Raw genomic sequence first — 26,029 nt, forward strand, 5'->3', positions numbered from 1 at the left:
GCGCCCTTGCGCGGGCCCCCGTTTCGCGGTAGTCCGGAAGAGGCTCCGCCAAGAGGCCCAAAAACCACAGCAACCACGGCCAGGCCCATGCGCTACCTGAACACCCTGCTCCTGCACCCCGACCCCGCCGTGCGCGCCGCCCTGCGCGAGCACCTGGCGGGCGTGGATTTCGTGCGCGTGCTGGGCGAGGCCGTCACGGCCTTCGAGGCCCTGGAGCTTTTGGAGCACGTGCCCTACGGCATCTTCTTCCTCGGGCTGGACCTGCCCGGCGACGCCTCGGGCTTCGAGCTGGCCCAGATGCTCTCCGGGCGCAGGCACAAGCCCGCCCTGGTGTTCCTGGCCGCGGACGAGTCCAAGGCCTTCGCTGCCTTCGAGCTGGGCGCCACGGACTACCTGCTGTGGCCGCCCTCGGGCGAGCGCTTTGCGCGCACCGTGGCCCGGCTCTCGCAGTTCCGCGCGCATTTCAAGGAAATCCCGGCGCCCGCCCCCTGGGGCGACGGGGACGACCCCGACGAGGACGAGCAGACCGTGCAGCTGCCCCTGGGCGAGGAGGAGGAGGACCGCTTCATGAAGGCCCTCTCCCAGGCCTGGGCATACGGCACCACCCCGCGCCCGGTGGAGATCGAAAAGCTGCCCATCACCCTGGACGGGCGCACGGTGCTCATCCCCTACACCCAGATCATCTTCGTCGAGGCCTACGAGGACTATTCCTATGTGCACACCGCCGGGCAAAAGTTCCTGACCTCCTACCGGCTCAAAGTCCTGGAAGACCGCCTGCGCCAGTACAGGTTCTTCCGCGTGCACCGCAAGTACCTGGTGAACCTGGAGATGGTCACCGAGATCGCCTCGCTGCCCGGCAGCAACTTCATGCTGCGCACCCAGGGCAAGACGCGCATCGAACTGCCCATCAGCAGGCGGCGCATCACCGAACTCAAACGCATTCTCGGATTGTAGCGGACGCGCCCGCGTCCGCCGCGCCCCCCGGGGCGCACCGACGGCCCGCCGCCCCGCGCGGCGGCCACAAGCAAGGAGCCCGAGCATGGACCAGACAGGAGCCCTGGACGCCCTTTTGCAGGAGGAGCGGGTTTTCCGCCCCCTGCCCCAACTGGTGATCGAGGCCAACATCAACCCCCACCAGCTCGAACAGGCCCAGCGCCGCGCCGAGCAGGACCCCCTGGCCTACTGGGAGGACGCCGCCCACGAGCTGGACTGGTTCAAGAAGTGGGACCGCGTGCTCGACGACTCCAACCCGCCGTTCTACCGCTGGTTCCCCGGCGCGCGCTGCAACATCGTCTACAACGCCCTGGACCGCCACATCGAGACCGCCAACAAGAACAAGCTGGCGCTCATCTGGGAGGGCGAGCCCGGCGACCAGCGCAAATACACCTACTACGAGCTCTACCGCGAGGTGAACCGCTTCGCCAACGCCCTGCGCACCCTGGGCGTGGCCAAGGGCGACCGCGTGGTGCTCTACATGCCCATCCTGCCCGAAACGGCCATCGCCATGCTCGCCGTGGCCAAGCTCGGGGCCATCCACAGCATGGTCTACGGCGGCTTTTCGGCCAAGGTGCTGCGCGAGCGCGTGGCCGACGCCCAGGCCAAGGTGGTCATCACCGCCGACGGCTTCTACCGCAACGGACGGATCATCAACCTGAAGGCCCTGGTGGACGAGGCCCTGGCCGGGGCCGGGGCCGAGTGCGTGGAAACGTGCGTGGTGGTCCACCGCGTGAACGTGGACACCGAGATGCACGAGCCGCGCGACCTGTGGTACGACGACCTGGTGCGCCAGGAGCGCCCCGTGTGCGCCACCGAGGTCATGGAGGCCACGGACCCGCTGTTCCTGCTCTACTCCTCGGGGGCCACGGGCAAGCCCAAGGGCATCGTGCACGCCCACGGCGGCTACATGGTCGGCATCGCCCGCACCCTGGACTGGGTCTTCGACATCAAGCCCACGGACATCTTCTGGTGCACCGCCGACGCGGGCTGGATCACCGGGCACAGCTACGTCATCTACGGCCCGCTGGTGGCGGGTACGACCACGGTGATGTACGAGGGCCACCCCCTCTACCCCCAGGCCGACCGGCTGTGGGACGTGGTGGCCCGCTTCGGCGTGACCATCCTGTACACCTCGCCGACCCTGGTGCGCATGCTCATGCGCTTTGGCGTGCAGTACCCGCGCAAGAAGGACCTCAGCACCCTGCGCCTGCTGGGCAGCGTGGGCGAGCCCATGAACCCCGAGGCCTGGGTCTGGCTCTACAAGTACATCGGCCGCTCGGAGTGCCCAATCATGGACACCTGGTGGCAGACCGAGACGGGCATGTTCATGATCAGCCCGCTGCCCATCTCGCTGCTCAAGCCCGGCTCGGTGAACAAGCCCCTGCCGGGCATCGAGGCCGACGTGGTGGACGCCCACGGCAACCCCGTGCCCCCGGGCAAGGGCGGGTTCCTGGTGCTCAAGCGGCCCTGGCCGGCCATGATGACCACCATCTACAAGGACCCCGAGCGCTACAAGAAATCCTACTGGGAGAAGATCCCCGGCGTGTACTACGCGGGCGACGTGGCCCGGCGCGACGAGGACGGCTACTACTGGATCCAGGGCCGCGCCGACGACGTGATGAACATCGCCGGGCACCGCATCGGCACCGCCGAGGTGGAAAGCGCCCTGGTGGCCCACCGCTGCGTGGCCGAGGCCGCCGTCATCGGCATCCCCGACAAGATCAAGGGCGAGGTGGCCAAAGCCTTTTTGGTGCTGCACGACGGCTGGCAGAAGGAATTCGAGACCGCCGAGGACCTTGTGGCCGCCCTGCGTGCCCACGTCCGGCGCGAGCTGGGGCCCGTGGCCGTGGTCAAGTCCATCGAGTTCCGCGAATCGCTGCCGCACACCAGAAGCGGCAAGATCATGCGCCGCATCCTGCGCGCCGAAGAGCTGGGCCAGGACGCAGGCGACACCTCCGCCTTGGAGGACCCGGACTGAGCCCGGGCCGGACCCGGGCGGACACCAGCCGGACAAACCCGGCCCGGACGACATTGCCCGTTTGCCATTGCCGCCGCTTGTGCTAGCCTGGGGCTGATGGCCCTGGATCACCGGGCCTTCCACCGCAGCCGGAGGCCCGCCCATGCGCCACGCCCGCACCGCCGCCAGGATCCTTTCCGCGATCCTGCTGTGTGTCGCCCTGGCGACATGCGGCGAGCCCGAGCCCCTGCGCGTGGGCTTCGCCGGACCCCTGGAGGGCCGCTTCTCCGACTTGGGCGTGCAGGGCCGCAACGGCCTGACCATGGCCCTGGAGGACATCAACGCCGCAGGCGGCGTGCTGGGCCGCCCGCTCCTGCTGCTGGCCCGCGACGATGGCCCGACCCCCGAAACGGCCCAGGCCGCCGTGCTGGACCTGGCCAAGGAGGGCGTGGCCGCCATCGTCGGCCCCATGACCAGCGTGCAGACCCTGGCCGCCCTGCCCGTGGCCGAAGAGGCCGGGGTGCCGCTGCTCTCGCCCACCACCTCCACGCCCCTGCTCTCGGGCAAAAAGGACGGCTTCTTCCGCGTCATCCCCGCCTCGACCACCTGGGCCCGCGCCATGGCCCGATACTGCCTGGAGCAGGACGGCCTGCGCGCCGTGGTCACCATCACCGACCTGGACAACGAACCCTACGCCGCACCCTACACCGCAGCCTTCGCCGAGCGCTTCACCGCCGGAGGCGGCACGGTGCTGGCCGACCTGCGGGTCCACTCCTCCCAGGCCGGGGACTGGGAGGACGCCGCCCGCCAGCTGCGCGCCCTGGGCGCCCCGGCGGTGCACGCCACCACCTCGGCCCGCGACCTGGCCGCCCTGGCCCGCCAGCTCCGCCACCAGGGCCAGACCCTGCGCATCTACAGCTCCATGTGGGCCTGCACCAGCGAGCTGCTCCAGGCCGGGGGCAAGGCCGCCGAGGGCATCCTGTTCGCCGTCAGCCACAGCGCGGACACCCCCCGGCCCGAGTTCCAGCGCTTCGTCGCGCGCTACCGCGAACGCTTCGGCTGGGAGCCCAATTTCGCCGCCGCCTTCGGCTACGAATGCGGCCTGGTGCTGGCCGCGGCCCTGCGCGGCGCGGGCGGCGACCCCGCCCGGCTGCCCGCCGCCCTGGCGGGGCTGACCGAGCTGCCCGGCATCGTCGCTCCCCTGCGCCTCGACGAGTTCGGCGACGTGCAGCGCCCCGCGTTCATCGTGGCCGTGGCCGGGCGCGAGTTCACAACCATCGCCACCGTCGCCGAGCCATGAACGCCCCGTCCCTCAACGCCATCATCCACCGCAAGCTCCTGGTGCTGGTCCTGGCTCCGAGCCTGGTCTTCACCCTGGTGCTGGGCTCGGCCATCGCCTACCGCCAGTACACCGGGCTCGTCGAACGCAACGCCATGCTGACCCAGTCCCTGGCGCGCTATGTGGCGGCCTACATGGACGACACCCGCCACGCCCTGCGCCACGCTTCGCTGGACGTCCCCGCCGCTTCCGAGCGGGCGCTCACCGCCGAGCTGGCCAACCTCTATGCCTCATTCCCGCATTTCGAGCGCCTGCTGTGGCTCAACCAGGACGGCGACATCACCGCGGCCTACCCCTCGGGCATGGTCGGGCAGGACTTCCCCTTCCTGTTCAACCCGGCGGGCGAGGGCCAGGGCATCTCCCGGCCCGTCTACGCCCCCGGCGCCGGAGGCCTAACCATCTACCTCGCCCACCCCGCCCGGGGCGGCTGGAGCATCGTCGCCGAGCTGAGCCTGGAGGCCCTGCGCGCGCACCTCAACGACTTCGCCCCGCCCGGCGAGGCCACCCGGCTGCTGCTCACCGACGCCCACGGCAACCTCATCGTGCATCCCGACGACACCCAGGTCCGCCAGCAGACCAATGTCGGCGGCTGGGAGCTGTTTTCCAGGCTGGGCGACCAGGAGCGACTGGCCGCCGTGTTCCGCCAGGAGGGCGTCCTGCACGCCGGGGCCGTGGAGGTGCTGCCCGAGCTGGGCTGGCGCCTGGCCCTGTTCACCCCCCTGGGCGAGATTCTCGTGCCGGTGTCGCGCACCGTGGCCGGGCTGATCGTCTTCCTGCTGGCCTTTTTCACCATCATCGCCGCCAGCTTCCGCTACGAGCTGCACCGCCGCGTGGTGGCCCCGCTGTCGGCCTTCGCGGGCACCCTGCAACACGCCGCACGCGGCGACTACCGCGACTCGGCCATCGCCGGGCCCGACACCTTCGCCGAGCTGGGCGTCATGGAGCGCGAGTTCACCTCCATGGCCGCCATGATCGCCGGGCGCGAGCGCGACCTGCGCCACAGCCGTGCGCACCTGGGCAGCATCGTCGATTCCCTGGCCAGCGCCGTGCTCGCCGTGGACGCCCAGGCCCGTGTCACGCTCATGAACGCGGGCGCCGCCCGGCTGTGCGGCCTGGACCCCGCGCAGGCCCGGGGCCAGGACGCCTACCGGCTCTTCCCCATCCTGCAGGGCGCGCGCAAGCACCTGAGTGCCGCGCTGACCATGGGCCGCGCGGGCAAGCTGGAGCACCAGCCGGGGCCCAGCGACGCGCGCAGCGCCTTCTACGACCTAGCCTTCGCCCCCCTGTCCGGCGAGGGCGACGGCGGCGCCGTCATCCGCATCGAGGATGTGACCACCCGCGTCCAGCTCGAAGAGATCATGATCCAGACCGAGAAGATGATGAGCGTGGGCGGGCTGGCCGCGGGCATGGCCCACGAGATCAACAACCCCCTGGGCGGCATCCTGCAAAGCGCCCAGAACATCCGTCGCCGCACCAGCCCCGAGCTGCCCGCCAACCGCGAGGCCGCCGCCGCCCTGGGCACGAGCATGGACACCATCCAGGCCTACATGCGCGAGCGCGGCGTCCTGCGCATGCTCGACGGCATCAGCGAATCGGGCCAGCGCGCGGCGGCCATCGTCGCCAACATGCTCAACTTCAGCCGCCGCAGCTCCTCGCGCCACGTCCCCACCGACCTGCACGCCCTCATCGAACGCGTGCTGGCCCTGGCCGCCAGCGACTACGACCTGAAAAAGCGCTACGATTTCCGCAAGATCCACATCCAGCGCACCTTCGACCCCGCCCTGCCCCAGGTGCCCTGCACGCCCACGGAGATCGAGCAGGTGCTGCTCAACGTCTTCAAGAACGCCGCCCAGGCCATGAGCGGCATGCGGCCGCCCCCCGCACGGCCCACCCTGACCGTCACCACCCGCGCCGAGGCGGGCTACGCCGAGATCCGCATCCGCGACAACGGCCCGGGCATCGGCCCGGAAAACCGCAAGCGCATCTTCGAGCCCTTCTTCACCACCAAGGCCCCGGGCGAAGGCACGGGCCTGGGGCTGTCCGTGTCCTACTTCATCATCACCAACAACCACAAAGGCTCCTTCACCCTGGACTCCGAGCCCGGCCACGGCGCCGAATTCATCATCCGCCTGCCTGTGGGCACGGCGCCGCCCGCGCAGCGGGCCGGCTGAGGCCGCCCGGCCCGGCAAGGCCCGCAGGCCAGGGGACGCGCGCCTTCTGGCGCCTCGGCGTAAGGGCCTGGGCCCGGAGGGAACGGAACAGGGGCAAAAGAAGATGCAAGGGGCAGAGGCCGTGCCGTTGCGTCAGCTCTCCAGGGGCCGCACCTCGCCGCGTTGCGGGCAGTTCGCGCACTGCGGCGGCCACAAGGGCTCCTGCGCCTGGGGGTCGAACAAGGCCCGGAAACGGGCGTAGGGTTCGCTGTGCCAGATGTCGGTCAGGGAGTCGCGGCGCAGGTCGCCAAAGACCATGGGCCGGACGGCGGGCAACGCTGCGGGCCCGGTCCCCTCTCCTTCGCCCGCCAGGACGGGGCAGCAGGAGACACAGGGCGTGACCTGGCCCTGCACCCCCACCACGCAGGCCGTCTCGGGGTTCTCCGTGCAGGGCAGCCCCGTCACGCGGCGCAGGCGCGAGGCCCAGAAGACCTCCAGCCCCAGGGCCGCGCCGCGCTCGGCCAGCGCCTGATACGCCGCCTCACCCCCGTCCAGCCCCAGGCGGCGTGGATCCTGGGCCAAGCCGGGCATTTCCGGCGTCGCCACCGGGGACAGTTCGCTGACCATGATCTTGGTGGCGCCCATGTCGCGGGCCAGCTCCGGGAGCAAGGCCAGATCCTGCGGGCCGTCCGCCACGTTCAGGTAGGCCAAGTGCACCTCGGGGCGAGGCTTACCCAGGCGCGCCTTCAGCTCGGCCAGGCGACCCAGCCGCTGCGCGAGCCGTTCCATGCTCGTCCCGGCCCGCAGGGCGTCGTTGGCCTGCGGGCTGGTGCCCGCGAGGCTGACCCCCAGCACGTCCACCTCCAGCTCGACGAGGCGCAGCAGGCTGGCGTCATCCAGGGCGATGCCGTTGGTGGTGGTGCTCACGGCCAGGCCCCTGGCCTTGCACAGCCGGACCATTTCGAAAAACTGCGGGTGCAGCAGGGGTTCGCCCCAGCCTTGCAGGTGCGCCTGCCTGGTCTGGCCAAGGCAGCGCAGCAACTCGCGGAAGAGTTCGAGCGGCATGTCCCGGCTGGACCAGCGCGGCCCCAGGGCCGTGCGCGGGCAATAGCCGCAGCGCGCGTTGCAGCGGGTGGTGATCTCCACCTGCACCCAGGCCAGTTCCGGCGCGCCAAGCCGGTCCAGCAGCCGCTTCACCCAATGCCAGGCCATGCGCCCCCCTCTTTTGGCGGATGCTTCCCGGGTAGCGACTGCGCCACGCCCTGTCAATGGCCCGCTCCGGAGCCTGGGCCAAGCACAGCAGGCGGCGCAGGGGCTGCCCCGCGCCGCCTGCCGGAAATACCGGAGCGCCGCCCCGGCTACTGCTCGAGCTGCTGGATGCCGTCGAGCAGCCACATGCCGCCGGACACGTCGTCCTGGCGGCGGAAATGCCAGACCTCGCGGACCTGGGCGGTGGTGCCGCCCTGGTTTTCGCGCAGCAGGGCGTCGAAGTACACGGTGGCCAGGGTGGCCGGGCCCTCGGCGCGGGCTTCGAGCAGCCGGGCATCGACCATCAGCACCTCGGTGCGCGAGGGGCCGGGGTCGGCCTGGGCCTGGGCGCCGATTTCCGAGAACACAGCGTCGGTGGTGAACTGGCGGATGTCGTCCAGGTCGCGGGCGTCCCACGAGGTTTGCAGGCGGCCATAGGCGGCCTTGGCGCCCTGCAGGAACTCAGCCTCGTCGAAGCCCGGGGGAGTGCTGACCTCGGGCCGGGCATCGGCGGCGCTGGCCAGCCCGCCCCAGGCCGCGCCGGGCCCAGCGTCGCGGGTCATGGGGCCGGAGGGCGGCCCGCCGTAGCCCATGCCCGCCCCGGCGGGCTGGGCCATGGGCCTGCGCCCGCGCAGCAGGCGGAAGAGCAGGAACAACACTCCGCCGATGAGCAGGATGTCGAGCATCCCGCCCCCGGCAAAGGGCTGGCCGAAGAACAGCGAGCCCAGCAGGGTGCCGGCCAGCAGGCCGCCGAGCATGCCGCCCATGGCGCCCATGCCCGGGCGGGCCGGGGCGCCCATCTGCTGCTGCCCGGTCTGGCGCTGGGTCGGCGCGGGCTTGGAATAGTTCTGGTTGAAGGATTTGTTGCCGCCAAAGGACTTGCCGCCGCCAAAGCGGGCTGCGTCGGCGGGGCTTGCGTCCACGGCGCATACGGCCAGGGCCAGGAGGGCAACTGCAAAAAATTGCACAATGATTCTCATCGCTTCTCCGTGACTTCAAGGGATTGGGAGCATAGCCGTACCGTGCGCCGCAGCGTCTGTCAAGAAAAGTCGGACCGGGCGGGCGGGCCCGGCCTTGCCAAGGACGGCCCCTTGTGCGACCCTGCCCCTCCCGCCGTGGCCCCGTCCGGGCCGGGCGTCCAAATCACCGCGCAAACGCAAGGAGATCCCCCCATGCTGACCTGTACCGCCAAGCACATCCTGGTGCCCACGGAAGAAGCCTGCCTGGAGCTGAAGCAGAAGATCGAGGCCGGGGCCGAGTTCGAGGCCATGGCCCGCGAGCATTCCAAGTGCCCTTCGGGCCGCCAGGGCGGTGACCTGGGCACCTTCCGCCCCGGGATGATGGTCGAGGCATTCGACAAGGTCTGTTTCACCGAGGCGGTGGGCACGGTCCACGGCCCGGTGCGCACCCAGTTCGGCTACCACCTGATCCTGATCACCAGCCGCGAGGGCAAGGCCGAATAGCCGCGCCCGCCCCCTGCGCGCAACGAAAGGCCCCCGCCGGAACGCTCCGGCGGGGGCCTTGGTTTCGGGTGGGGCCGCCCGGGCTACTTGTAGCCGCGCATCTTGTCGATGTAGTCGGGCAGGGTCAGGGATATCTCCGGGATGTAGGTGACCAGCACCAGGAAGACCAGCAGGACCATGAGCCAGGGCAGCGCCGCGCGCAGCACCCAGGTCAGCGGTTTGCCGGTGATACCCGAGGTCACGAACAGGTTCAGGCCCACCGGTGGCGTGATCATGCCGATCTCCATGTTCACGACCATGATGATGCCCAGGTGGGTGCCGTCGATGCCCAGCTGCTGCGAGATGGGGAACAGGATGGGCGCCATGATCAGCAGGATGGCCGACGGCTCCATGAAGTTGCCCGCGATGAGCAGCAGGATGTTGACGACAATGAGGAACCCCCAGGAGGGCAGGTTCCAGTGCACGATGAGCTCGGCGATGTGGTGCGGGATGCGCTCGGTGGTCAGCACGTGGGCGAAGAGCATGGCGTTGCCGATGATGAACAGCAGCATGATGGACACCTTGGAGGCGTCCAGCACGACCTTGCGCACCTCGGGGTGGTAGAGGCTCCTGGGGAAGGCCAGGAGCATGCCGCCCACGTTGCGCAGGGCCGCCGCCCCCAGGCTCTCGCCGGACGTGCGCCAGGGCACGCCCTTGAGCGGGCCCATGTCGCGGTAGATGAACACCGCCACCACATAGGCGTACACCGCCGACAGGGCCGCCGCCTCGGTGGGGCTGGCCACGCCGAGGTAGATGGACCCGAGCACGATGAAGATCAGGAACAGCCCGCCCGAGGCCGAGATGAACGAGAGCAGCAGCGCCCGCACGCCCGGCCAGGGCTGGGCGGGCAGATTCTTCACCCGCGCCACCACGTAGATCACGGCCATGAGCATAAGGCCCATCATCAGCCCGGGCACGACACCGGCCATGAACAGCCGCGCGGCGGACTCTTCGGTGGCCGCCGCGTAGACGAGCATGACGATGGACGGCGGGATGAGGATGCCCAGGGTGCCCGCGTTGCAGATGACGCCCGCAGCCATGGACTCCGGATACCCGGAGCGGACCATGCCCGCGATGACGATGCTGCCGATGGCCGCCACGGTGGCGGGCGAGGAGCCCGACACGGCGGCGAAGAGCATGCAGGCCAGCACCGAGGCCATGGCCAGGCCGCCCCGGATGGAGCCCACGCAGTCCACCGCAAAACGGATCAGCCGGTTGGCCACCCCGCCCGTGGACAGGAAGGACGAGGAGAGGATGAAGAACGGAATGGCCAACAGGGTGTAGTGTTCGCCCAGGTTGGCCATGAGCTTCAGGGAGACGGACGCCAGCGAATCGTTGGAGAAGAACAGGATGGTCGAGATGCTCGCCAGGCCCAGGCCCATGGCGATGGGCATGCCCGAGAGCAGGCACAGGAAGAGGATGAGGAACAGGGCGACGGTGGTCATGGCCTGGGCACCTCCCCGCCGTCAGGCGTGGCACCGGGAGCAGTTGCACCCCCGGCGCCGCGCTTGACGTACATCTTGATGCCCTCTTTGGCCTCGTCGGGCAGCTTGAAGCCGTCGGCCTTGCCCGTGACCACACGCACCAGCAGCTCGAGCAGCCGCGCGAACAGCATCACGTAGCCGATGAACAGGATGCTGTGGGCCATCCAGCGCGGGACGGGGATATCCTGCAACTCGATGCCGATGGCGTACATCTTGGCGAGATAGGCCCAGGCGCCGATCATCACCAGGACGCAGTAGCACATGGCACCCAGCACGGCCAGGGTGCTGATCACCCGGCGCGCCGCCGGGGGCTGGACGCGCAAGAACGCGTCCACCCCGATGTGCGAGCCGACCTTGATGCCGTAGGACGCCCCGAAGAGCACCATCCACGCGCCCAGGTGCAGGGTCAGCTCCGTTCCCCAGAGCAGGCCCGTGTTGAACCCGTAGCGCAGGATGACCTCGACGAAGACTTCCAGGGTCATGGCCGCGAGCAGCAGGGAGATGACCCCCTCCTCGAAGCGGTTGAGAATCATGCGTATGGTGGCCATGGACCGGTCCGGCTACTTCTTGTTGGAGGCAACGGCGGCCTCCAGCATTTCGGTGCCGATGTCGCCCTCGAACTGCTTCCACACCGGCTTCATGGCCTCGACCCACTGCTCACGCTCGGCGTCGGTCAGCTCGATGATCTCGGTGCGGCCCGACTCGGCGATCTTCTGCTTGTCCTCGATGGACTTGGCGTCGGAGACGACGTTGTTGTGCACGATGGCTTCGTCGATGCACTCCTTGAGCACGGTGCGCACGTCTTCGGGCAGACTGTTCCAGAATTCGGCGGAGGTCACCAGCATGTAGTCCAGCACGCCGTGGTCGGTCTCGGTGATATAGGGCTGCACCTCGTAGAACTTCTTGGAATAGATGTTCGACCAGGAGTTCTCCTGCCCGTCGATGGCCTTGGTCTGCAGCAGAGTGAAGACCTCGGAGAAGGGCGCCTTGAGGGGCACGGCGTCCAGGACCTCGAACTGCGCGGCCAGAACGTCGGACTGCATGATGCGGAACTTGCGGCCCTTGGCGTCGGCAGGCACGCGCAGGGGCATGTTGGAGCTGATCTGCTTGAGGCCGTTGTGCAGGTAGCCCAGGCCGACGAGGCCCTTGTCGGCCATGGAGTTCAGCAGCTCCTGGCCCTGGGGGCCCTGCTGGAAGCGGTCGATGGCTTCCATGTCGCGGAACAGGAAGGGCAGGTCGTAGATCTGCAGCCGCTTGGTGAACTTCTCGAACTTGGACAGGGCCGGGGCCGCCAGCTGCACGTCGCCCAGCAGCATGGCCGAGAGCACCTTGTCGTCGTCGAAGAGCTGGGAGTTGGGGAACACTTCCACCACGACCTTCCCGGCCAGGCGCTCATCCACAAGCTCCTTGAGCTTGATGGCCATCTGGCCCTTGGGCGTGTTTTCGGCAACGACGTGGGAATACTTGATGACGATGGGCCCGGCCTGGGCCGCGCCCGCCAGGGCGATCACGAACGCCATGACGAAGCAGGCAACCAGCACTTTGCGCAGCAGTTCCATGAGTACAGTCCTCCAAGGTAGGGGTATTCAACCAGCTTTTTCGTCTTAGGGGAGTCCGCAATGGACTGCAACGTTCGTTACTGATTTCACGCAATAGCCAGCCCTGGCCACGTTGAACTAAAAATCAATTATATTTCATCAAGATAAGCCAAAAAATCCTGGCCGGGCCTTTGACCTCCCCAAGGCTGGTCCAGACCGATTATTTTCGTAATAAAATTTAGCTATTCAAGGTCCTTAAAGTGTTTTTTCGCCTTCGCACCTTCCAAGACGAAAAACAACGCTCTGGGCCGCCCGGAGGGCTGCCGCGCTCCGCCCCGGGAGACCCTGGCCCCTTCTGCCCACTGGCGGAAACCGAAGAGTTTTTGTGCCGCCAGGCCTGCCCCTGGCCAAAGGAAAGCCCAAGACGAAAAGATTATCATACTGGAATAAAAGGGTATTACCTTGGAAGCACCGGAAGCCTTCCGGCGCAGCCCCAGGGCCGGGAGCCGGAACGGACCCGGACAGCCCCCGAAATCCACCCGCCCCGCCGCAGGAGGAAATCGCCGATTGTGAAAAATATATCACACGGCGGTGTCCGCAAAAAACGGCGGCACCACGGGTGCTCCCGCTGGCGCCGCCAGATCGTGCCTCCGGCCGCCCGGCGCGCGGCCCTGCGGGGCAGACATCTGCCCCCTTCGCGTCGTGAACGCGGCGCTAGTACTCCTGCTCCGTCCACATCCCCGGCGCGAAGCGCATGACCTTGTTGCGCCCGCTGCGCTTGGCCTCGTACAGGGCCACGTCGGCGAACTTGATGGCCTTGTACATGCCCGGCGCGTCCTGGGGAAACTCGGCCACGCCCACGCTGACGGTCTTGCGGATGGTCGTGCCCCCGGGCAGGCGCAGGGCCGTCTGCTCCACGGTGGCGCGGATCTTCTCGGCCACGCGCTCGGAGGTGCCGGGCTCCACGTTCTGCAGCAGCGCCAGGAACTCCTCGCCCCCGTAGCGCACCAGCAGGTCGGTCTTGCGGATGGTGGCCTGGATGATGGTCACCAGTTGCTTGAGCACCGCGTCGCCCGCCTCGTGGCCGTATTCGTCGTTGACCTGCTTGAAGTAGTCGATGTCACACATCAGCAGGCCGGTGGTGCGGTTCTCGCGGTCGGCCAAGGGCTCGAAGGTGGTGATGAACTCGTCCAGGAAGCGCCGGTTGTGGCAGCGCGTGAGCGGGTCGTGCAGGGCCTGCTCCTTGGAGAGCATCAGCAGGCGCAGCGACGAGAGCACCGGGGCGGCCTCGTCCAGATACTTGCGCAGGATGGGCAGTTGCTTACGCAGCCCCTCCCACTCACGCCGGGGCGCCAGGAAGGTGGCCACGCCGCCCACCTTGCCGCCCATGACCATGGGCAGGCAGCAGCGCACGTCCTTGTCCTGGTCGCAGTTGAAGTGCGGGCACAGCACGGGGTTGTAGAAGGAGACCACGTCCTCGGCGGTGCGACAGGCGCGGCAGGCCTCGACGTTGCGCAGCACGGCCTCGCGGCACAGGGGCTGGTCGGGCATGGTGTCGAGCACCACCTCCACCGTGCCGTCGTCGGCGCGCACCTCGTAGAGCATGAGCCGGCGCAGGTTGAAATGGTCGGCGAACACGTGCCCGAGCTGGGCGTGGACCTCCTCCTTGTCCAGCACGCCCTGCAGGTCGCGGCTGAAGAAGGTCAGCTTGGCCATCTCCTCCAGGCGGTCGGAGATCTCGTCCAGGGAGGGCATGCGCCCGGTGTGCTCCTGGCTGCGCAGCACGTAGGCCATCAGGTGCCCCACGCGGCCCAGGAAGTTGCTCCACAGGCGCATCTTGGTGTTGACCACGTTGCGCATCTCCGTCAGCTCGTCGCCCCGGCGCATGGCGTACACCGGGCAGGCCTTGCAGCTGTCGTACTTGTTGAGGAAGATGCAGGTGTCGCGCCAGCGCGGCGAAATGGCCTCGGAGCCCGTCTCCAGGTAGCAGACCAGGGACGGGTTCTGGTACACGGGGCACTCCTCGTTGTGGCAGTGCATCACGTCGAGGCAGTGCAGATGGTCCGCCTCGAAGCGCTCCCCGAAGTAGTTGGAGTGCGAGGAGATGATAATCTTCTTCAGGCGGTTGAAAAACCGCTCGATGCGCGTGACGTTGGCATAGAGCACGAACCACAGCACCAGCGCGCCGCCGATGAAGAACCAGGCGAAGAGGTTGATGCGGTTCCACTTGGACTGGCCGAGCAGCGAGGCGTTGTAGCTGACCACGACCCCCGCCGTGGGCTGGCCTTCCGAGTCGGCCAGCTCCACCAGGGTGGCGTAGACCTGGCCCTTGCGCGCCACGCCGTGGGCGCGCAGGGCCTGGGGCGCGGGCAGGTCGCGCCCGGCCCCGCCCAGGGTGGCCGTCACGGCCAGCCCCTGGTCCGGCGCGGGGGCGTCGCCGCCCTCGGGCACCACCAGGGCCAAGCCGTACTCCGGGGGCAGGATCGTCCCGGCCAGGGCCTCGCGCAGGGAAGCCAGGGCCACCACCACGCCCGCCACGCGCGACCCAGCCAGCACCGGCACGGCGGTGTAGACCACGGGCTGCCCGTGCTCCACACGCACCCCGGCCACCAGGGCCCGCTCCCGGCCCACGCGCTCCGCGACGGGGTCCACGCCCTCGCCCCGGGCATCGGCGGGCGACAGGCGGAATTCCACCGAGGCCGCGCGCAGCCCGTGGCGGATCTTGTTCTCGTAGGGCACCAGGAAGGCGCGCAGGGCGGCCTGGTCGTATTCCTCCAGGGCCCGCTGCACCGGCTGGACCTCGGCCAGGGCCAGGGCCTGGGCGTGCAGGGTGTCCTGCATCCGGCGCACCTCGCCCGTGGTCACCTCGCGCAGCAGGTGCAGCCGGTCCGCCGCCGTGCGCGCGATGTTGTCCTCCAGGATGACATGCAGGTAGCCGATGAGGATGAAGTTGCCCAGGATCAGCAGCGCCCCGGTGACGTACAGGAACCGCCCCTTGAGCGACCAGCGCCCCGGGTCCACCATGCGCAGCGCCCGCTGCACCGCAGAGCCTGCGCCCCGCCGCCTCTCGGCCTTGGGCGCGGCCTTGAGCCCGTTCGCGGCCTTGGATTCTTCCATGCCCCCCTCCCCGTGCGAAACGTTCCCCCGGGCCGACCGCCCGCTACGGCCTGCCCCTCTTTTCCTTACTCCCGGGCTATATTACGATTGTGCAAAATTTGACAACCCCTTCTTGCGCGATGGAGCGCATCCCCGGAACGCCTTGGCCCGGAAGGATTTTTCCCACATCCAGCCCCCGGGTTGCGGCCGCCGCCCCGCGCGGGCGGTATGCAGGCGCGCCGATTTGCGCTATGGCTGCCAAGGCGCCCCAGCCCGCGACCCGCAACCCAAGAGAGCCATGCCCGCCCAAGCGCCCCTCTGCCTCTTGACCCTCGCCGCCCGCGACGACCTGGCCTTTGTCCTGGCCCTGCGCCAGCGCCTGGACGAACTGGGCCTGCGCTGGACCGTGGCCTGCGGCTGCCTGGACCCCGCGGCCCTGCGCGCCCTGGGGGCCGTGTCGCACCCCGGGCTGCACGCCCTGCCCGCCACGGGCCCCCAGCCCCTGGCCGAGGCCGTGGCCGCCCTGGAGGGCGCGGCGGCGGACGCTCCCGTGCTGCTGCTCGACCCGCGCGTGATCGTGCCCGACGACCCCCGGCCCCTGCTGGCCGTGCCCTCCGGCGCCCCGGCCCTGCTCTTCGGCGGCGGCGGCGGGCCCGTGCGCGCGGCCTTCGCCCCCGGCCCCGCGGGCCGCGCGGCCCTGGAGGCCCTGGCCGCGGGGCGCCCCGTGCCCGGCGCGGCCACGGCCCCGCCCCCGGCGGCCAAGCCCTGGCTGGCCCAGCCCGGCCAGGCCGTGGACTGCACCGGGGCGCGGCTCATCATGCAACGCTTCCTCGTGCCCGAGGCCCAGGCCACGGCGCCGCTCACGCGCAACCTGCTCGCCGGGCGCCTGGCGCCCTTCGCCCGCACCGTGCTGGGCATGGCCCGCGCCCTGCGCCAGGCCGACCCCGACCACGACCCGGCCCCCGCCGCACCCGCGTGGCTCGGGCCGCACCACGCCCTGTTCGCCGCCGACGCGGCCCCGGCCCCGCTGCTGGCCATCCCACAACTGCCCCTGGTCCTGGAGGGCGTCGTGCTCTACCTGCCGCCCGGCATGCCCGGGGCGGACCAGGCCCTGACGGCCCACCGCGCCGGGCAGCCCTGGCCCGTGCGCCCCGGCGCTCCGGCGCCGGACCTGGCCCCGGCCCGGGCCGCCCTGCGCGCCGGGCGCCCGCGCCAGGCCGTGGCCGCCTTCGACGCCGCGCTGGGGGCCAACCGCCACCACCGCGAGGCCCTGCTCGGCCTGCTGGAGGCCCTGGCCGGGGCGGGCGACGATCCGGCCTGCATCGCCGCCGCCCAGCACCACCTGGACTCGTACCCCGACGACGCCGAGGTGGCCGCCCTGCTCCACGCCGCCCGGCTGCGCGACCTGGGCCGCGAGGCCGCCGCCAGCCTGCGCGACGATACCGGCTACCGCCCCGGGGACTTCCTGGTCAGCGCCCTGGTCTCCACCTACGCCTCCGAGGCCTTCATGGAGGAATGCCTGACCGACCTGCTGGCCCAGACCGTGGCCGAGCGCCTGGAGATCATCGTCATCGACGCGGCCTCGCCCGAAAACGAAGCCGCCGTGGTCCGCCGCTTCCAGCAGCGCCACCACGGCATCCGCTTCCTGCGCACGCCCGCGCGCATCGGCATCTACCGCGCATGGAACCACGCGGCCCTGCTGGCCTCGGGCCGCTACCTCACGCCCTTCAGCACCAACGACCGCCTGGCCCCCGACGCCTACGCCACCCTGGCCGCCGCCCTGGACAACACCCCGGGGGCCGACCTGGTCTTCGGCGACACCCGGCTCACCGACACCCCGCACCAGACCTTCGCCGCGCACACGCCCTCGGCCCACTCCGGCGGGGCCTGGGTCTGGCCGCAATACTCCTTCGAGTACAACCTCGCCTCGTGCACCGGCGGGCCGCACCCCATGCTGCGCCGCAGCGCCATCGAGGCCCACGGCCTGTTCGACGAGCGCCACAAGGCCCTGGCCGACCAGGATTTCTTCATGCGCCTGGGCCGCCTGGGCCGCGTGCGGCACATCCCCGCGTTCACCGGGCTGGCCTGGCTGTCGCCCTCGGCCCTGTCCGACGAGTCGCACACCCAGGGCGAGCTGCGCACCCTGCGCGAGCGCCACCGCGCGGCCTACGCCGCCGACGGCGCGGCCCTGGCCGTGCTCAACAACCTGCTGGCCGAGCTGGACGCGACCATCGCCCTCGAAGGCCGCGAAGCCGCCCGCCGCTTCTACGCCGCCCACCGCCCGCGCCTGGGGGCGAGCGCCCTGACCGCCGACCTGGACCGCCTGCTGGGCTAGCAGGCCGCCCCAAGCGGCCCGCCGCACCGGCGGAAAAGCCCGGACCGCCTGGGCCTGCGCAGCGCAGCGCACCGTTTTGGAACGGCCTGCGCATTTTGGCTCGCGGCACCAGATCAGCAGCCCCTTGATTCCTTCGGCAAACAGCAAACAACGCAGCCCCGCAGCGCAGGCCACGCCACGAGGCCGAAACACCTCTTCCGCAGTGATGCCATGAAGGCGAAGGCAGCGCCGGACTTGCGGGTGCAAGACGGACAAGGCGCCGGAAAGGATACGCCGCAAGCCGCCGGGCATTTCCGTCCCGCCTGAAGCCCGGGGTCCGCAACCGGCCACAGCCCTGCCCCCGCCGCAGGCGTAACCCCACAGCCAGGCCGATAGGCAGATAGGCAGATAGGCAGATAGGCAGACAGAACGGGCAGGCGGGCAGAACGGCAAGCCCGGTCAAGGGAAACTTCCGGGTTCCCCTTGACCTTTCTGCTTATCAGTAATAGTTATCAATGGAAACGGAGGACATTATGGCCGAGCAACGCCCCCAGCGCATGACCCGCCAGCGCAAGATCATCCTGGAAGAGCTGCGCAAGCTCAAGACCCACCCCACCGCCGACGAGCTGTACGAGGCCGTGCGCGCGCGCCTGCCGCGCATCAGCCTGGGCACGGTGTACCGCAATCTGGACGTGCTCCAGGAAAACGGCGAGGTGCTCAAGCTCGAATCCGCCGGAAGCCAGAAGCGCTTCGACGGGGACATCAGCCCCCATTACCATGTGCGCTGCCTGCGCTGCGGCAGGGTCGGCGACGTGATGGCCGAGGTGCAGGACGTGGACGTGCGCGGCCTGAGCGCCCCCGGGTTCGAGATCACCGGGGGGACCATCGAATTTTTCGGCCTCTGCGACCGCTGCCAGGAACAGGCGGCCCCGGCGAGACCCCAGGGCCCCGCCGGAAGGCAGTAGCCCCGGCTTCGGACCCGACCCGCCGGGCCCGGCGCGCCCGGTGTCCCACACGACCCTCCGCAGAACCCCATCCGCATCACGGGCGCGCAAGAACGCCCCCGGCTCCCCGCCGGGGGCGTTCCCCTGTCTGCCGCCTGCGGGCCACGAGCCCGCCGCGCCCGGCCTCAGCCGTCCTGGGCGGGCTGGCGCTCGCGAAAGCGCGGCGCCTTCTCGATGAGGTCCAGCAGCAACAGCGCGGCGGTCATGTCCTTGCCGTTGTCCTGGTCCATTTCTTCGAGGATGTAGTCCTTGAGCGAGCCGGTGGCCTCGCGCAGCAGCGCGCTGTGCCCGGCGTCGAAATGATAGGCCGCGTCCAGCACCTGCAAGGCCAGGTACTGCCATTCCTCGTTGGTCTGCACGTGGTAGCGCAGGATTTCGCGGATCTTGAGCACGGCGAAGACGATGCCGTCGAGCTTGGAGTAGTCGCGCGAGAATATCTGCCCGTCGTTGATGCGCGGCGGCGGGGCGAGCAGCGTGTGCAGCTCCCTGCCGGGGTCTTTGCGCATGCGGTACTGGTCCAGGGCGATGACTGTGCCCATGCCGGCCTCCTGCGTGGTGCGATGCGGTCCTTGAAGCGCGCCGGCCCGGTGCGGCGCGGCGTTGACCTTCTCATCGGCCAGCTGACGGAAAACCTTACCGTGCCGCCCTGTCTTCTTCGGCGCCAAATCCTTGACCCCACGGGCGGCAATCCCTGCCCTGTAAAGACAAGTTAAGACGGCAACACACCGCAATCAAAGGAGCTTTCAGATTTTCCGCGCTTTGGCCCGATCATTGCTTCCGCGAAGCAAACGATCACACCGGCCCGCAGCGCGGGCCGCAAGGAGGCCCCGATGCGCGTTCTCGACATGGACCCGAGCCCCGAAGAAATCCGCGCCACGTTCGAAAAGCTGCGTGAAAGCCTGCGCCCGGACGTGCTCTGCGAGCTGCACAGCGGCGGCTTCCGCGACGCCATGATCGAGGAGTACGGCGCCCTGGCCACCGCCACCAACGACCTGCTGAACCTGTTGCGGAAAAACGGCTTTGCCACCAGCCTGGCCGATACCGACGCCTCGGCCTACGAGCACATCCTGGCCCGCCTGAGCACCGGCGCCCAGCGCTGCCGCCTGCTTATCGAGGAGTCCGCCAGCGTGGACGAGCAGGCCATGCTGGCCATCGCCCCCACGCCCACGCGCAGCGTCAACTGACGCCGCCCCCTTTTCGCAGCCCTCCCGGGGTTGCGCCGTGTCGCAGAAACCGCCGTCGTGGCGGTTTCTGTCGTTTCAGGGGCCGGAAACGCCGCCCGGCCCGCCCGCGCCGTGGTAGTCCTGCACGGGGCAGCGCCCGTCCAGGGCGGCGGCGGCGCCCCGGGCCATGACCAGGGCCTCGGTCAGCCCGAGAACGACCTCCACCGGGGCCAGGGGCGCCAGGCGGCGGGTCAGCCCGGCCACCAGCAGCGGGCTGCGGGCCAGGCCGCCGGTGAGCACCACCAGGTCCAGGGGCGCGGGGTCGTCGGCGGTTGTCAGGGCGGGCAGCAGCGAGGCCGCGTGCTTGGCCACGTTGTAGGCCAGGGCCTCGGCCAGGGCGCGGGCGGCCTCGTCGTCCGCCGCCACGCGGCGCTGCACCTCGCGGAAATCGTTGGTGCCCAGGTGGGCGAACAGCCCGCCCCGGCGCAGCACGGCGGTGCGCAGCCCGGGGATGTCGAACTGCCCGGACTCCAGCAGCCGCAGCACCTCCAGCACGGGCAGGGTGCCGGTGCGCTCCGGCGAGAAGGGCCCCTCGCCGTCCAGGGCGTTGGTCACGTCCACCACGCGGCCGCGCAGGTGGGCGCCGACGCTGATGCCCCCGCCCAGGTGGGCCACCAGGAGCTTGGCGGCGGCGTAGTCCAGCCCGTGGCGCGCGGCGGCCTCGCGGGCGGCCCCGCGCTGGGACAGGGCGTGGAATGTGCTGCGGCGGCTGACCTGGGGCAGGCCCGTGGGCCGCGCCTCGGGCAACAGTTCGTCGGTGACCACGGGATCGACCACGAAGGCGGGCACGCCCAGCTCGTCGGCCAGCTCGCGGGCCAGGGGCGCGCCCAGGTTGCAGGCGTGCTCGCCGTGGCGCGCGGCGCGCAGGTCGGCGAGCATGGCCGCCCCGATGGCGTAGGTGCCCCCGGGCAGCGGGGCCAGCAACCCGCCGCGCCCGACCACGGCATGCAGCCCGGCCAGCAGGGGCCGGGCTGCGTCCAGGGCGGAGTGCACGGCCCGGCGGCGCAGGGGCAGTTGGTCCCACACCGTGGGCAGGCCGCGCAGCTCGGCGCGCGGGTGCTCCAGCTCGCGGTCCAGCAGCGCGGTGTCGCCGTCCAGCAGCACGACCTTGGTGGTGGTGGACCCGGGGTTCACGGTCAGCACGCGGTGGCTCACGCGGGCTCCTCGCGGGCCAGGAAGGCGGCCAGGGCGATGGACAGGAACTTGGTGCGCGGCGAGTCGCCCCGCGAGGGCACGACGATGGGCACGCGGCTGCCCACCACCACCCCGGCCATGTCCAGGTCCAGCAGGGTGTTCAGGCACTTGTAGAGCACGTTGCCGCTCTCGATGTCCGGCGCGACGAGGATGTCGGCCTGCCCGGCCACGTCGCCCTGCACGCGCTTGAGGCTCGCGGCCTGGGGCGAGAGGGCCACGTCCAGGGCCATGGGCCCGGCCACGCGGGCGTCGCCGAATTCGCCCTGCTCGCCCATCTTGGCCAGCAGGTCGGCGTCCAGGGTGGCGGGCATGGCCGGAAAATTGACCTTTTCGGTGGCGGCGAGCATGGCCACCCGGGGCCGGGGGATGCCCAGGCGCCGGGCCACGCCCACGGCGTTGCGCACGATCTCCACCTTGCGCTGGAGGTTGGGGCGGATGTTCACGGCGGGGTCGGTGAGCAGCATCAGGCGGCCCGAGTGCGGCTCCTCGAAGAGCGTGACGTGGGACAGGATGCCCTTGGGCGCGGCGCCGTGCTCCTTGTCCAGCACGGCGCGCAAGAGCGTGGCCGTGGGCACCAGGCCTTTCATGATCAGCGCGGCGCGGCCCTGGCGGAAGAGGTCCACGGCCTGGCGCACGGCGGTTTCGTCGTCAGGGGTTTCGATCTGCTCGAAGGGCGTGATGTCCAGCCCGCGCTCGGCGGCCACGCGGGCGGTGGCGTCCATGTCGCCGATGAGCACGGGCTCGGCCAGCCCGGCCTGCCAGGCGGCCACGGCGGCGGCGAGCACGAAGCCGTTGGCCGAGCGGGCGATGGCCACGCGCGGCGGCGGCCCCTCAGGCAGGGCCTCGCGCACCAGGGCCCGGAGGCTGTCCACGGGCATGGGGCCCTCCTACTCGTCGCCGCGCTTGAGGGCGATCATGCCCGAGCGGCACAGGCTCTTGATGCCATGGGGCTTGAGCATGCCGATGAAGGCATCGACCTTGCCGCTGTCGCCGCTCATCTCCACGGTGATGCTTTTCTGGCCCATGCCCACCACGTTGGCGCGGAAGACCTCGAAGACCTGCATGATCTGGGTGGTGGCGGCGGGCTCCATGGCGACCTTGATGAGCACCAGCTCGCGGTCCACGAAATCGCGGCGGCGCAGGTCGTCCACACCGATGATGCAGTCCATGCCCTGCATCTCGGCGGTGATGCGCCCGATGTCCTCCTCGGAGCCGTCCAGGCCGATGGTCAGGCGCGAGATTTCCGGGTCTTCGGTCTCCCCGGCGGAGAGGCTCCGGATGTTCACGTTGTACTTGCGGATGGCCTGGGCCATGTCGGCCAGGACGCCGGGGCGGTTCCTGGTCAGGGCGGAGATGGTATGCGTCATGGTGGCTCCTGGTGACTCCTGGCGGCTCCTGGATGCGGGCTCGCGGGGGCCGCGGACGGTCCGGGCCCCGGGATGAGCATAGCCGGTTCCCGGGGCCCGGGCAACGCCCGGCAGGGCCTCAGCCCCGGGAGCGCAGGGCGATGCGCAGGCACAGGGCCGCGCCGCCCCAGGTGATGCCGAAGCCGATGCACAGCATGATGATGGCGCTGGTGTTCATGTGGTCCTCCGCAGGGTCGTGTCGGGCCGGGCGGCAAAGCCGGGCCGGCCCGGGGCCGCGCGCAGGGCCAGGCCCAGCAGCGCGCAGCCAAGGACCACGGCCCAGCCGTAGGCCAGCAGTTCGACGGTGCCGTAGCCGCCGTAGGGCGTGCCCAGGTCGCCGTACAGGTTCAGGCCCACCAGCAGCGTCAGGATGCCCGGCGTAAGATAGCGCAGGCACACGGACCACCACCGGCCCACGGCGAATTCGGACACCTCGTTGGCGTGCTCGCGCACCACCTCCAGGCGGCACAGCCAGGCCAAGAGGACGATCTCGGCCAGGGCCGCGCCGAGCACCCCGAAGTTGTTGATGAAGTGATCGACGATGTCCAGCACGTAGAGCCCGCCGCCCGTGCAGAAGACCAGCGAGACCGCGAAGCCCCCGGCGCACAGCGCGCTGGCCGTGGCCCGGCGGCTCCAGCCGAACTTGTCCATGAACGAGCTGACGCAGGCCTCGACGATGGAGATGTGCGAGCTGACCCCGGCCATGGTCAGGGACAGGAAGAACAGCGTGCCGAAGAACACGGGCATGGGCATGAGGTTGATGGCCATGGGGATGGTCACGAAGGCCAGGCCCACGCCGCCCCCGGCCACCTCGGCGATGGGCACGCCCTGCCGCGCGGCCATGTAGCCCAGCACGGAGAAGACCATCACGCCCGCGAGCATGGAGAAGCCGCAGTTGATGAACACGGTCATGAAGGCGTTGTTGCTGATGTCCGACCGGGCGGGCAGGTAGCTGGAATAGGCGATCATGATGGCAAAGCCCACCGAGAGGGTGAAGAAGATCTGCCCGTAGGCAGCCACCCAGACCCGGTAGTCGGCAAGGCGCGAGAAGTCGGGGGTGAACAGCCAGTTCACGCCGTCCATTGCGCCTTCGAGCCAGACGACCCGGGCGGTGAAGGCCAGCACGAGCAGGAACAGCACCGGCATGAGCACCTTGCCCGCGCGCTCGATGCCCGCGCGCACGCCCGACACGCAGGCCAGCCAGGTGATGGCCCAGGCCAGGGTCACGGCGCCGAGCACCGTGGGGCGCAGGGCGCCCAGCTCCAGGGCCCCGGAGGTCAGGCCCAGGAAGTCCTCGAAGAAGAAGGCCTTGGGGTCCGCGCCCCAGGCGCCGGTGAAGGCGAAGCCCACGTAGCTGATGGTCCAGCCGATGACGGCCACGTAGTAGACGGTGATCACGGCGGCGACCATGACCTGGGCCCAGCCCAGCCACTCCCAGCCGCGCGCGATGCAGGCGAAGGCCTTGGGCGCCGAGCCCCGGAAGCGGTGCCCCAGGGTGAATTCGAGAATCATGAACGGGATGCCGGCGGTGAGCATGGCGAAAAGGTAGGGCACCAGGAAGGCCCCGCCGCCGTTCTCGTAGGCCATGTAGGGAAAGCGCCAGATGTTGCCCAGCCCGATGGCCGAGCCCACCGCGGCGAGGATGAAGCCCAGGCGCGAGCCCCACTGTTCGCGTTGTGTCATGGAAAAAACCCTCGGTTATGGATTGCTGCTCCCGCCGCGCGCCTTGCCGGACGCGCGGCGGGCCCTGCATACCGCCCGGGGGAGGGTCTGTCCAGCCTGCGGGTTCAGTTCACCGCGCCCGGGCCGGGGTCGGCCTGGTTCACGGCGCGGTCGAGGTCGTCGGCCAGCAGGGCGCGCACCTGTTCGGTGTACGCGGCCAGGGCGCGCTGGTCGATGGCCGCCAGCACCTCGTCCTGGCTGGCCACGGCGCCAAAGGGCTTGGCAAAGGCGCACAGCAGGTGCAGCCCGGTCATGCGGCCCTGGACCATGACCGCCGCCAGCACGTTGGCCCGGCGCAGGCGGCCCTTGAGGGCCGAGGGCGTGCCCGGGATGCGCAGCAGCTGGCTCTTGCTGAAGAACAGGTAGCGCAGGGCGAACTGGCGCGTGCTCAGGGGCTCGTTGTGGAAGCCCTGGTCCAGGTTCAGGCCCTGCTCGCCCGCGGTGCGCAGCATGGTGAAAATGTCCGCCGCGATGCTGTGGGCGTAGTCCTGCGGGTCTTCTGTCGTGCTCATGCCGTCTCCAAATGCTTCCAAGGGAAAAGATCTTTCGAGGGCAAGGGGTGGGCGCGGGGGCCTCTTGCTTCCTCAAGAAAACGGGGGTTTCCGCCCCCGCCGGATGCGTCCCGCTAGACCACCTGCACCAGGAACCCCTTGAGGTACTGCCCCTCGGGGAAGTTCAGGGCCACGGGGTGGTCGGGGGCCTGGGCGAAGCGGCGCACGATGCGCGCGTCGCGGCCCGAGTCCAGGGCCGCCCCGGCCACGACCTTCTGGAAAAGATCCTCGTCCATGAGCCCGGAGCAGGAGAAGGTGAACAGCAGCCCGCCGGGTTCGAGCAGGCGCAGGGCCAGCAGGTTGATGTCCTTGTAGCCCCGGCAGCCGCGCTGGATATTGGCCCGCGAGTCCACGAAGCGCGGCGGGTCCAGGACGATGGCGCCGAAGGTGCGGCCCTGGTCGCGCAGGCGGCGCAGGGCGGCGAACACGTCCTCGGTGAGGAACTCGGCGCCCTCGCGGGGCAGGGCGTTGAGGTCCATGTTGGCCCGGGCGATGTCCAGGGCCGGGGCGGAGGTGTCGATGTTGGTGCAGCGCGCGGCGCCGCCCAGAAGCGCCATGACCCCGAAGCCGCCGGTGTAGCTGAAGCAGTTGAGCACGTCGCGCCCGGCGCACAGCTCCATGACGGCGCGGCGGCTGTCGCGCTGGTCCAGGTAGTAGCCGGTCTTGTGGCCGGTGCGGATGTCCACCAGCAGGCGCGCCGGGCCTTCCTCGATGACTACCCGGTCCGGCGGCTCCTCGCCCGTCAGGTGTCCGGCCAGGGGCACGAGGCCTTCCTTGGCGCGCACATCGGAGTCCGAGCGTTCCCACACGCCCCGGGCGCCGGTGGCCGCCATCAGGGCCAGGGCGATGTCGCGCTTGTGGCGCTCGGCGGGCATGGTCAGGAATTCGCAGGAGATCCAATCGTCGTAGCGGTCGGCCACCACCCCGGGCAACCCGTCGGATTCGGCGTGGATCAGGCGGCAGGCGCGCGGGGGCACCGCCGGAGCCAGGGCCGCGCGGGCGCCCACGGCGGCGCGCACCCGGGCCAGGAAGAACTCCGGACCCACGGCGTCCTCGCGCGCGAAGCTCCAGGCCCGGGCCACGATCTGCGAGTTGGGGGAATAGCCCGCGTGGGCCAGCCAGCGGCCATCGGCCCCCAGCACGTCCACGGTGTCGCCGGGGCGGGGCTTGCCCTCCACGGCGTCCACGGCGCCGGAGAAGATCCAGGGGTGGCGGCGCAGCAGGGATTTCTCCCGGCCCTTCTTGAGTCGGATGGCTTGCATGGGCAGGTGGTATCATCAAATCCCGCGCCGGGAAACCGCCCCG

At 70.2% G+C, this 26,029-nt stretch carries 22 protein-coding genes; 8 read left to right on the top strand and 14 right to left on the bottom strand.

Features of this window, described 5'->3' with window-relative positions:
- The first annotated feature begins 87 nt into the window (after nucleotides 1–87).
- The 4 genes from G495_RS0116480 to G495_RS20720 all read left to right on the top strand — a co-directional run bounded on the left by G495_RS0116480 (nucleotide 88) and on the right by G495_RS20720 (nucleotide 6,463).
- Nucleotides 88–954 carry a LytR/AlgR family response regulator transcription factor gene (locus G495_RS0116480; RefSeq protein WP_028588657.1) on the top strand — a complete coding sequence of 289 codons (867 nt, stop codon included), beginning with the start codon at nucleotides 88–90 and terminating at the stop codon, nucleotides 952–954.
- A gap of 85 nt (nucleotides 955–1,039) precedes the next feature.
- Entirely contained in the window at nucleotides 1,040–2,974 is a 1,935-nt protein-coding gene (gene acs, locus G495_RS0116485) for an acetate--CoA ligase (protein WP_028588658.1), read from the top strand.
- A 142-nt stretch (nucleotides 2,975–3,116) separates the two neighbouring features.
- Nucleotides 3,117–4,253, top strand: coding sequence for an ABC transporter substrate-binding protein (locus tag G495_RS19945; RefSeq protein WP_035252797.1), 1,137 nt, complete (start codon nucleotides 3,117–3,119; stop codon nucleotides 4,251–4,253).
- The gene (locus G495_RS20720; RefSeq protein WP_051445502.1) at nucleotides 4,250–6,463 is read left to right on the top strand and encodes a sensor histidine kinase; all 2,214 of its coding nucleotides are present in this window, start codon (nucleotides 4,250–4,252) and stop codon (nucleotides 6,461–6,463) included. Before G495_RS19945 ends, G495_RS20720 begins: the two co-directional genes overlap by 4 nt.
- 132 nt (nucleotides 6,464–6,595) lie before the next feature.
- Here the strand turns inward: G495_RS20720 and G495_RS20725 are convergent, their stop codons facing one another.
- Complete coding sequence (locus G495_RS20725) at nucleotides 6,596–7,654, bottom strand: radical SAM protein (RefSeq protein WP_028588659.1); 1,059 nt, start codon at nucleotides 7,652–7,654, stop codon at nucleotides 6,596–6,598.
- A 146-nt stretch (nucleotides 7,655–7,800) separates the two neighbouring features.
- The gene (locus tag G495_RS0116510) at nucleotides 7,801–8,670 is read right to left on the bottom strand and encodes a Tim44 domain-containing protein (RefSeq protein ID WP_035252800.1); all 870 of its coding nucleotides are present in this window, start codon (nucleotides 8,668–8,670) and stop codon (nucleotides 7,801–7,803) included.
- Nucleotides 8,671–8,862: 192 nt separating this feature from the next.
- Here G495_RS0116510 and G495_RS0116515 point away from each other — a divergent pair, with 192 nt between their 5' ends.
- The gene (locus tag G495_RS0116515; protein WP_028588661.1) at nucleotides 8,863–9,153 is read left to right on the top strand and encodes a peptidylprolyl isomerase; all 291 of its coding nucleotides are present in this window, start codon (nucleotides 8,863–8,865) and stop codon (nucleotides 9,151–9,153) included.
- An 83-nt stretch (nucleotides 9,154–9,236) separates the two neighbouring features.
- On the opposite strand, the gene G495_RS0116520 is transcribed toward G495_RS0116515, so the two are convergent.
- The 4 genes from G495_RS0116520 to G495_RS20730 all read right to left on the bottom strand — a co-directional run bounded on the left by G495_RS0116520 (nucleotide 9,237) and on the right by G495_RS20730 (nucleotide 15,331).
- Entirely contained in the window at nucleotides 9,237–10,637 is a 1,401-nt protein-coding gene (locus G495_RS0116520) for a TRAP transporter large permease (RefSeq protein WP_028588662.1), read from the bottom strand.
- Nucleotides 10,634–11,224, bottom strand: coding sequence for a TRAP transporter small permease (locus G495_RS19960; RefSeq protein WP_035252803.1), 591 nt, complete (start codon nucleotides 11,222–11,224; stop codon nucleotides 10,634–10,636). The genes G495_RS0116520 and G495_RS19960 overlap by 4 nt, the downstream gene beginning before the upstream one ends.
- 12 nt (nucleotides 11,225–11,236) lie before the next feature.
- The gene (locus G495_RS0116530) at nucleotides 11,237–12,235 is read right to left on the bottom strand and encodes a TRAP transporter substrate-binding protein (RefSeq protein ID WP_035252806.1); all 999 of its coding nucleotides are present in this window, start codon (nucleotides 12,233–12,235) and stop codon (nucleotides 11,237–11,239) included.
- 693 nt (nucleotides 12,236–12,928) lie between these two features.
- Complete coding sequence (locus G495_RS20730) at nucleotides 12,929–15,331, bottom strand: diguanylate cyclase (RefSeq protein WP_051445503.1); 2,403 nt, start codon at nucleotides 15,329–15,331, stop codon at nucleotides 12,929–12,931.
- Nucleotides 15,332–15,635: 304 nt separating this feature from the next.
- Between G495_RS20730 and G495_RS20735 the strand changes: the two genes are divergently transcribed.
- Nucleotides 15,636–17,645, top strand: a complete 2,010-nt coding sequence (locus G495_RS20735) for a glycosyltransferase family 2 protein (RefSeq protein WP_156939756.1) — start codon at nucleotides 15,636–15,638, stop codon at nucleotides 17,643–17,645.
- 512 nt (nucleotides 17,646–18,157) lie between these two features.
- Nucleotides 18,158–18,589 carry a Fur family transcriptional regulator gene (locus tag G495_RS19970; protein WP_051445505.1) on the top strand — a complete coding sequence of 144 codons (432 nt, stop codon included), beginning with the start codon at nucleotides 18,158–18,160 and terminating at the stop codon, nucleotides 18,587–18,589.
- A gap of 164 nt (nucleotides 18,590–18,753) precedes the next feature.
- Here the strand turns inward: G495_RS19970 and G495_RS0116550 are convergent, their stop codons facing one another.
- Entirely contained in the window at nucleotides 18,754–19,167 is a 414-nt protein-coding gene (locus tag G495_RS0116550) for a hypothetical protein (RefSeq protein WP_028588665.1), read from the bottom strand.
- Nucleotides 19,168–19,458: 291 nt separating this feature from the next.
- On the opposite strand from G495_RS0116550, the gene G495_RS0116555 reads away from it, so the two are divergent.
- Nucleotides 19,459–19,812, top strand: a complete 354-nt coding sequence (locus tag G495_RS0116555; protein WP_028588666.1) for a hypothetical protein — start codon at nucleotides 19,459–19,461, stop codon at nucleotides 19,810–19,812.
- A gap of 75 nt (nucleotides 19,813–19,887) precedes the next feature.
- On the opposite strand, the gene buk is transcribed toward G495_RS0116555, so the two are convergent.
- From buk to G495_RS0116590, 7 genes are all read right to left on the bottom strand, one after another.
- Nucleotides 19,888–21,006 carry a butyrate kinase gene (buk, locus tag G495_RS0116560; RefSeq protein WP_028588667.1) on the bottom strand — a complete coding sequence of 373 codons (1,119 nt, stop codon included), beginning with the start codon at nucleotides 21,004–21,006 and terminating at the stop codon, nucleotides 19,888–19,890.
- The gene (locus G495_RS0116565) at nucleotides 21,003–21,923 is read right to left on the bottom strand and encodes a bifunctional enoyl-CoA hydratase/phosphate acetyltransferase (RefSeq protein WP_028588668.1); all 921 of its coding nucleotides are present in this window, start codon (nucleotides 21,921–21,923) and stop codon (nucleotides 21,003–21,005) included. Before G495_RS0116565 ends, buk begins: the two co-directional genes overlap by 4 nt.
- 9 nt (nucleotides 21,924–21,932) lie before the next feature.
- Nucleotides 21,933–22,412, bottom strand: coding sequence for an acetolactate synthase small subunit (gene ilvN / locus G495_RS0116570; protein ID WP_028588669.1), 480 nt, complete (start codon nucleotides 22,410–22,412; stop codon nucleotides 21,933–21,935).
- 118 nt (nucleotides 22,413–22,530) lie between these two features.
- Complete coding sequence (locus G495_RS21955) at nucleotides 22,531–22,629, bottom strand: MetS family NSS transporter small subunit (RefSeq protein WP_156939757.1); 99 nt, start codon at nucleotides 22,627–22,629, stop codon at nucleotides 22,531–22,533.
- On the bottom strand, nucleotides 22,626–24,134 hold the full coding sequence (locus G495_RS19975) for a sodium-dependent transporter (RefSeq protein ID WP_051445506.1): 1,509 nt from the start codon (nucleotides 24,132–24,134) through the stop codon (nucleotides 22,626–22,628). The genes G495_RS21955 and G495_RS19975 overlap by 4 nt, the downstream gene beginning before the upstream one ends.
- Nucleotides 24,135–24,238: 104 nt before the next feature.
- The gene (locus tag G495_RS0116585; protein ID WP_028588670.1) at nucleotides 24,239–24,685 is read right to left on the bottom strand and encodes a hypothetical protein; all 447 of its coding nucleotides are present in this window, start codon (nucleotides 24,683–24,685) and stop codon (nucleotides 24,239–24,241) included.
- Between the two features lie 113 nt (nucleotides 24,686–24,798).
- Nucleotides 24,799–25,986, bottom strand: a complete 1,188-nt coding sequence (locus G495_RS0116590; RefSeq protein WP_028588671.1) for a class I SAM-dependent rRNA methyltransferase — start codon at nucleotides 25,984–25,986, stop codon at nucleotides 24,799–24,801.
- Between the last annotated feature and the right edge of the window lie 43 nt (nucleotides 25,987–26,029).

Origin of the sequence: Desulfocurvus vexinensis DSM 17965, assembly GCF_000519125.1 — a bacterium.
Classification (GTDB): domain Bacteria; phylum Desulfobacterota; class Desulfovibrionia; order Desulfovibrionales; family Desulfovibrionaceae; genus Desulfocurvus; species Desulfocurvus vexinensis.

What these genes read in the sequence shown, in the direction of transcription:
- G495_RS0116480 (WP_028588657.1), top strand. Translation starts at nt 88, where the DNA reads ATGCGCTACCTGAACACCCTGCTCCTGCACCCCGACCCCGCCGTGCGC.
- acs (WP_028588658.1), top strand. Translation starts at nt 1,040, where the DNA reads ATGGACCAGACAGGAGCCCTGGACGCCCTTTTGCAGGAGGAGCGGGTT.
- G495_RS19945 (WP_035252797.1), top strand. Translation starts at nt 3,117, where the DNA reads ATGCGCCACGCCCGCACCGCCGCCAGGATCCTTTCCGCGATCCTGCTG.
- G495_RS20720 (WP_051445502.1), top strand. Translation starts at nt 4,250, where the DNA reads ATGAACGCCCCGTCCCTCAACGCCATCATCCACCGCAAGCTCCTGGTG.
- G495_RS20725 (WP_028588659.1), bottom strand. Translation starts at nt 7,654, where the DNA reads ATGGCCTGGCATTGGGTGAAGCGGCTGCTGGACCGGCTTGGCGCGCCG.
- G495_RS0116510 (WP_035252800.1), bottom strand. Translation starts at nt 8,670, where the DNA reads ATGAGAATCATTGTGCAATTTTTTGCAGTTGCCCTCCTGGCCCTGGCC.
- G495_RS0116515 (WP_028588661.1), top strand. Translation starts at nt 8,863, where the DNA reads ATGCTGACCTGTACCGCCAAGCACATCCTGGTGCCCACGGAAGAAGCC.
- G495_RS0116520 (WP_028588662.1), bottom strand. Translation starts at nt 10,637, where the DNA reads ATGACCACCGTCGCCCTGTTCCTCATCCTCTTCCTGTGCCTGCTCTCG.
- G495_RS19960 (WP_035252803.1), bottom strand. Translation starts at nt 11,224, where the DNA reads ATGGCCACCATACGCATGATTCTCAACCGCTTCGAGGAGGGGGTCATC.
- G495_RS0116530 (WP_035252806.1), bottom strand. Translation starts at nt 12,235, where the DNA reads ATGGAACTGCTGCGCAAAGTGCTGGTTGCCTGCTTCGTCATGGCGTTC.
- G495_RS20730 (WP_051445503.1), bottom strand. Translation starts at nt 15,331, where the DNA reads ATGGAAGAATCCAAGGCCGCGAACGGGCTCAAGGCCGCGCCCAAGGCC.
- G495_RS19970 (WP_051445505.1), top strand. Translation starts at nt 18,158, where the DNA reads ATGGCCGAGCAACGCCCCCAGCGCATGACCCGCCAGCGCAAGATCATC.
- G495_RS0116550 (WP_028588665.1), bottom strand. Translation starts at nt 19,167, where the DNA reads ATGGGCACAGTCATCGCCCTGGACCAGTACCGCATGCGCAAAGACCCC.
- G495_RS0116555 (WP_028588666.1), top strand. Translation starts at nt 19,459, where the DNA reads ATGCGCGTTCTCGACATGGACCCGAGCCCCGAAGAAATCCGCGCCACG.
- G495_RS0116565 (WP_028588668.1), bottom strand. Translation starts at nt 21,923, where the DNA reads ATGCCCGTGGACAGCCTCCGGGCCCTGGTGCGCGAGGCCCTGCCTGAG.
- ilvN (WP_028588669.1), bottom strand. Translation starts at nt 22,412, where the DNA reads ATGACGCATACCATCTCCGCCCTGACCAGGAACCGCCCCGGCGTCCTG.
- G495_RS21955 (WP_156939757.1), bottom strand. Translation starts at nt 22,629, where the DNA reads ATGAACACCAGCGCCATCATCATGCTGTGCATCGGCTTCGGCATCACC.
- G495_RS19975 (WP_051445506.1), bottom strand. Translation starts at nt 24,134, where the DNA reads ATGACACAACGCGAACAGTGGGGCTCGCGCCTGGGCTTCATCCTCGCC.
- G495_RS0116585 (WP_028588670.1), bottom strand. Translation starts at nt 24,685, where the DNA reads ATGAGCACGACAGAAGACCCGCAGGACTACGCCCACAGCATCGCGGCG.
- G495_RS0116590 (WP_028588671.1), bottom strand. Translation starts at nt 25,986, where the DNA reads ATGCAAGCCATCCGACTCAAGAAGGGCCGGGAGAAATCCCTGCTGCGC.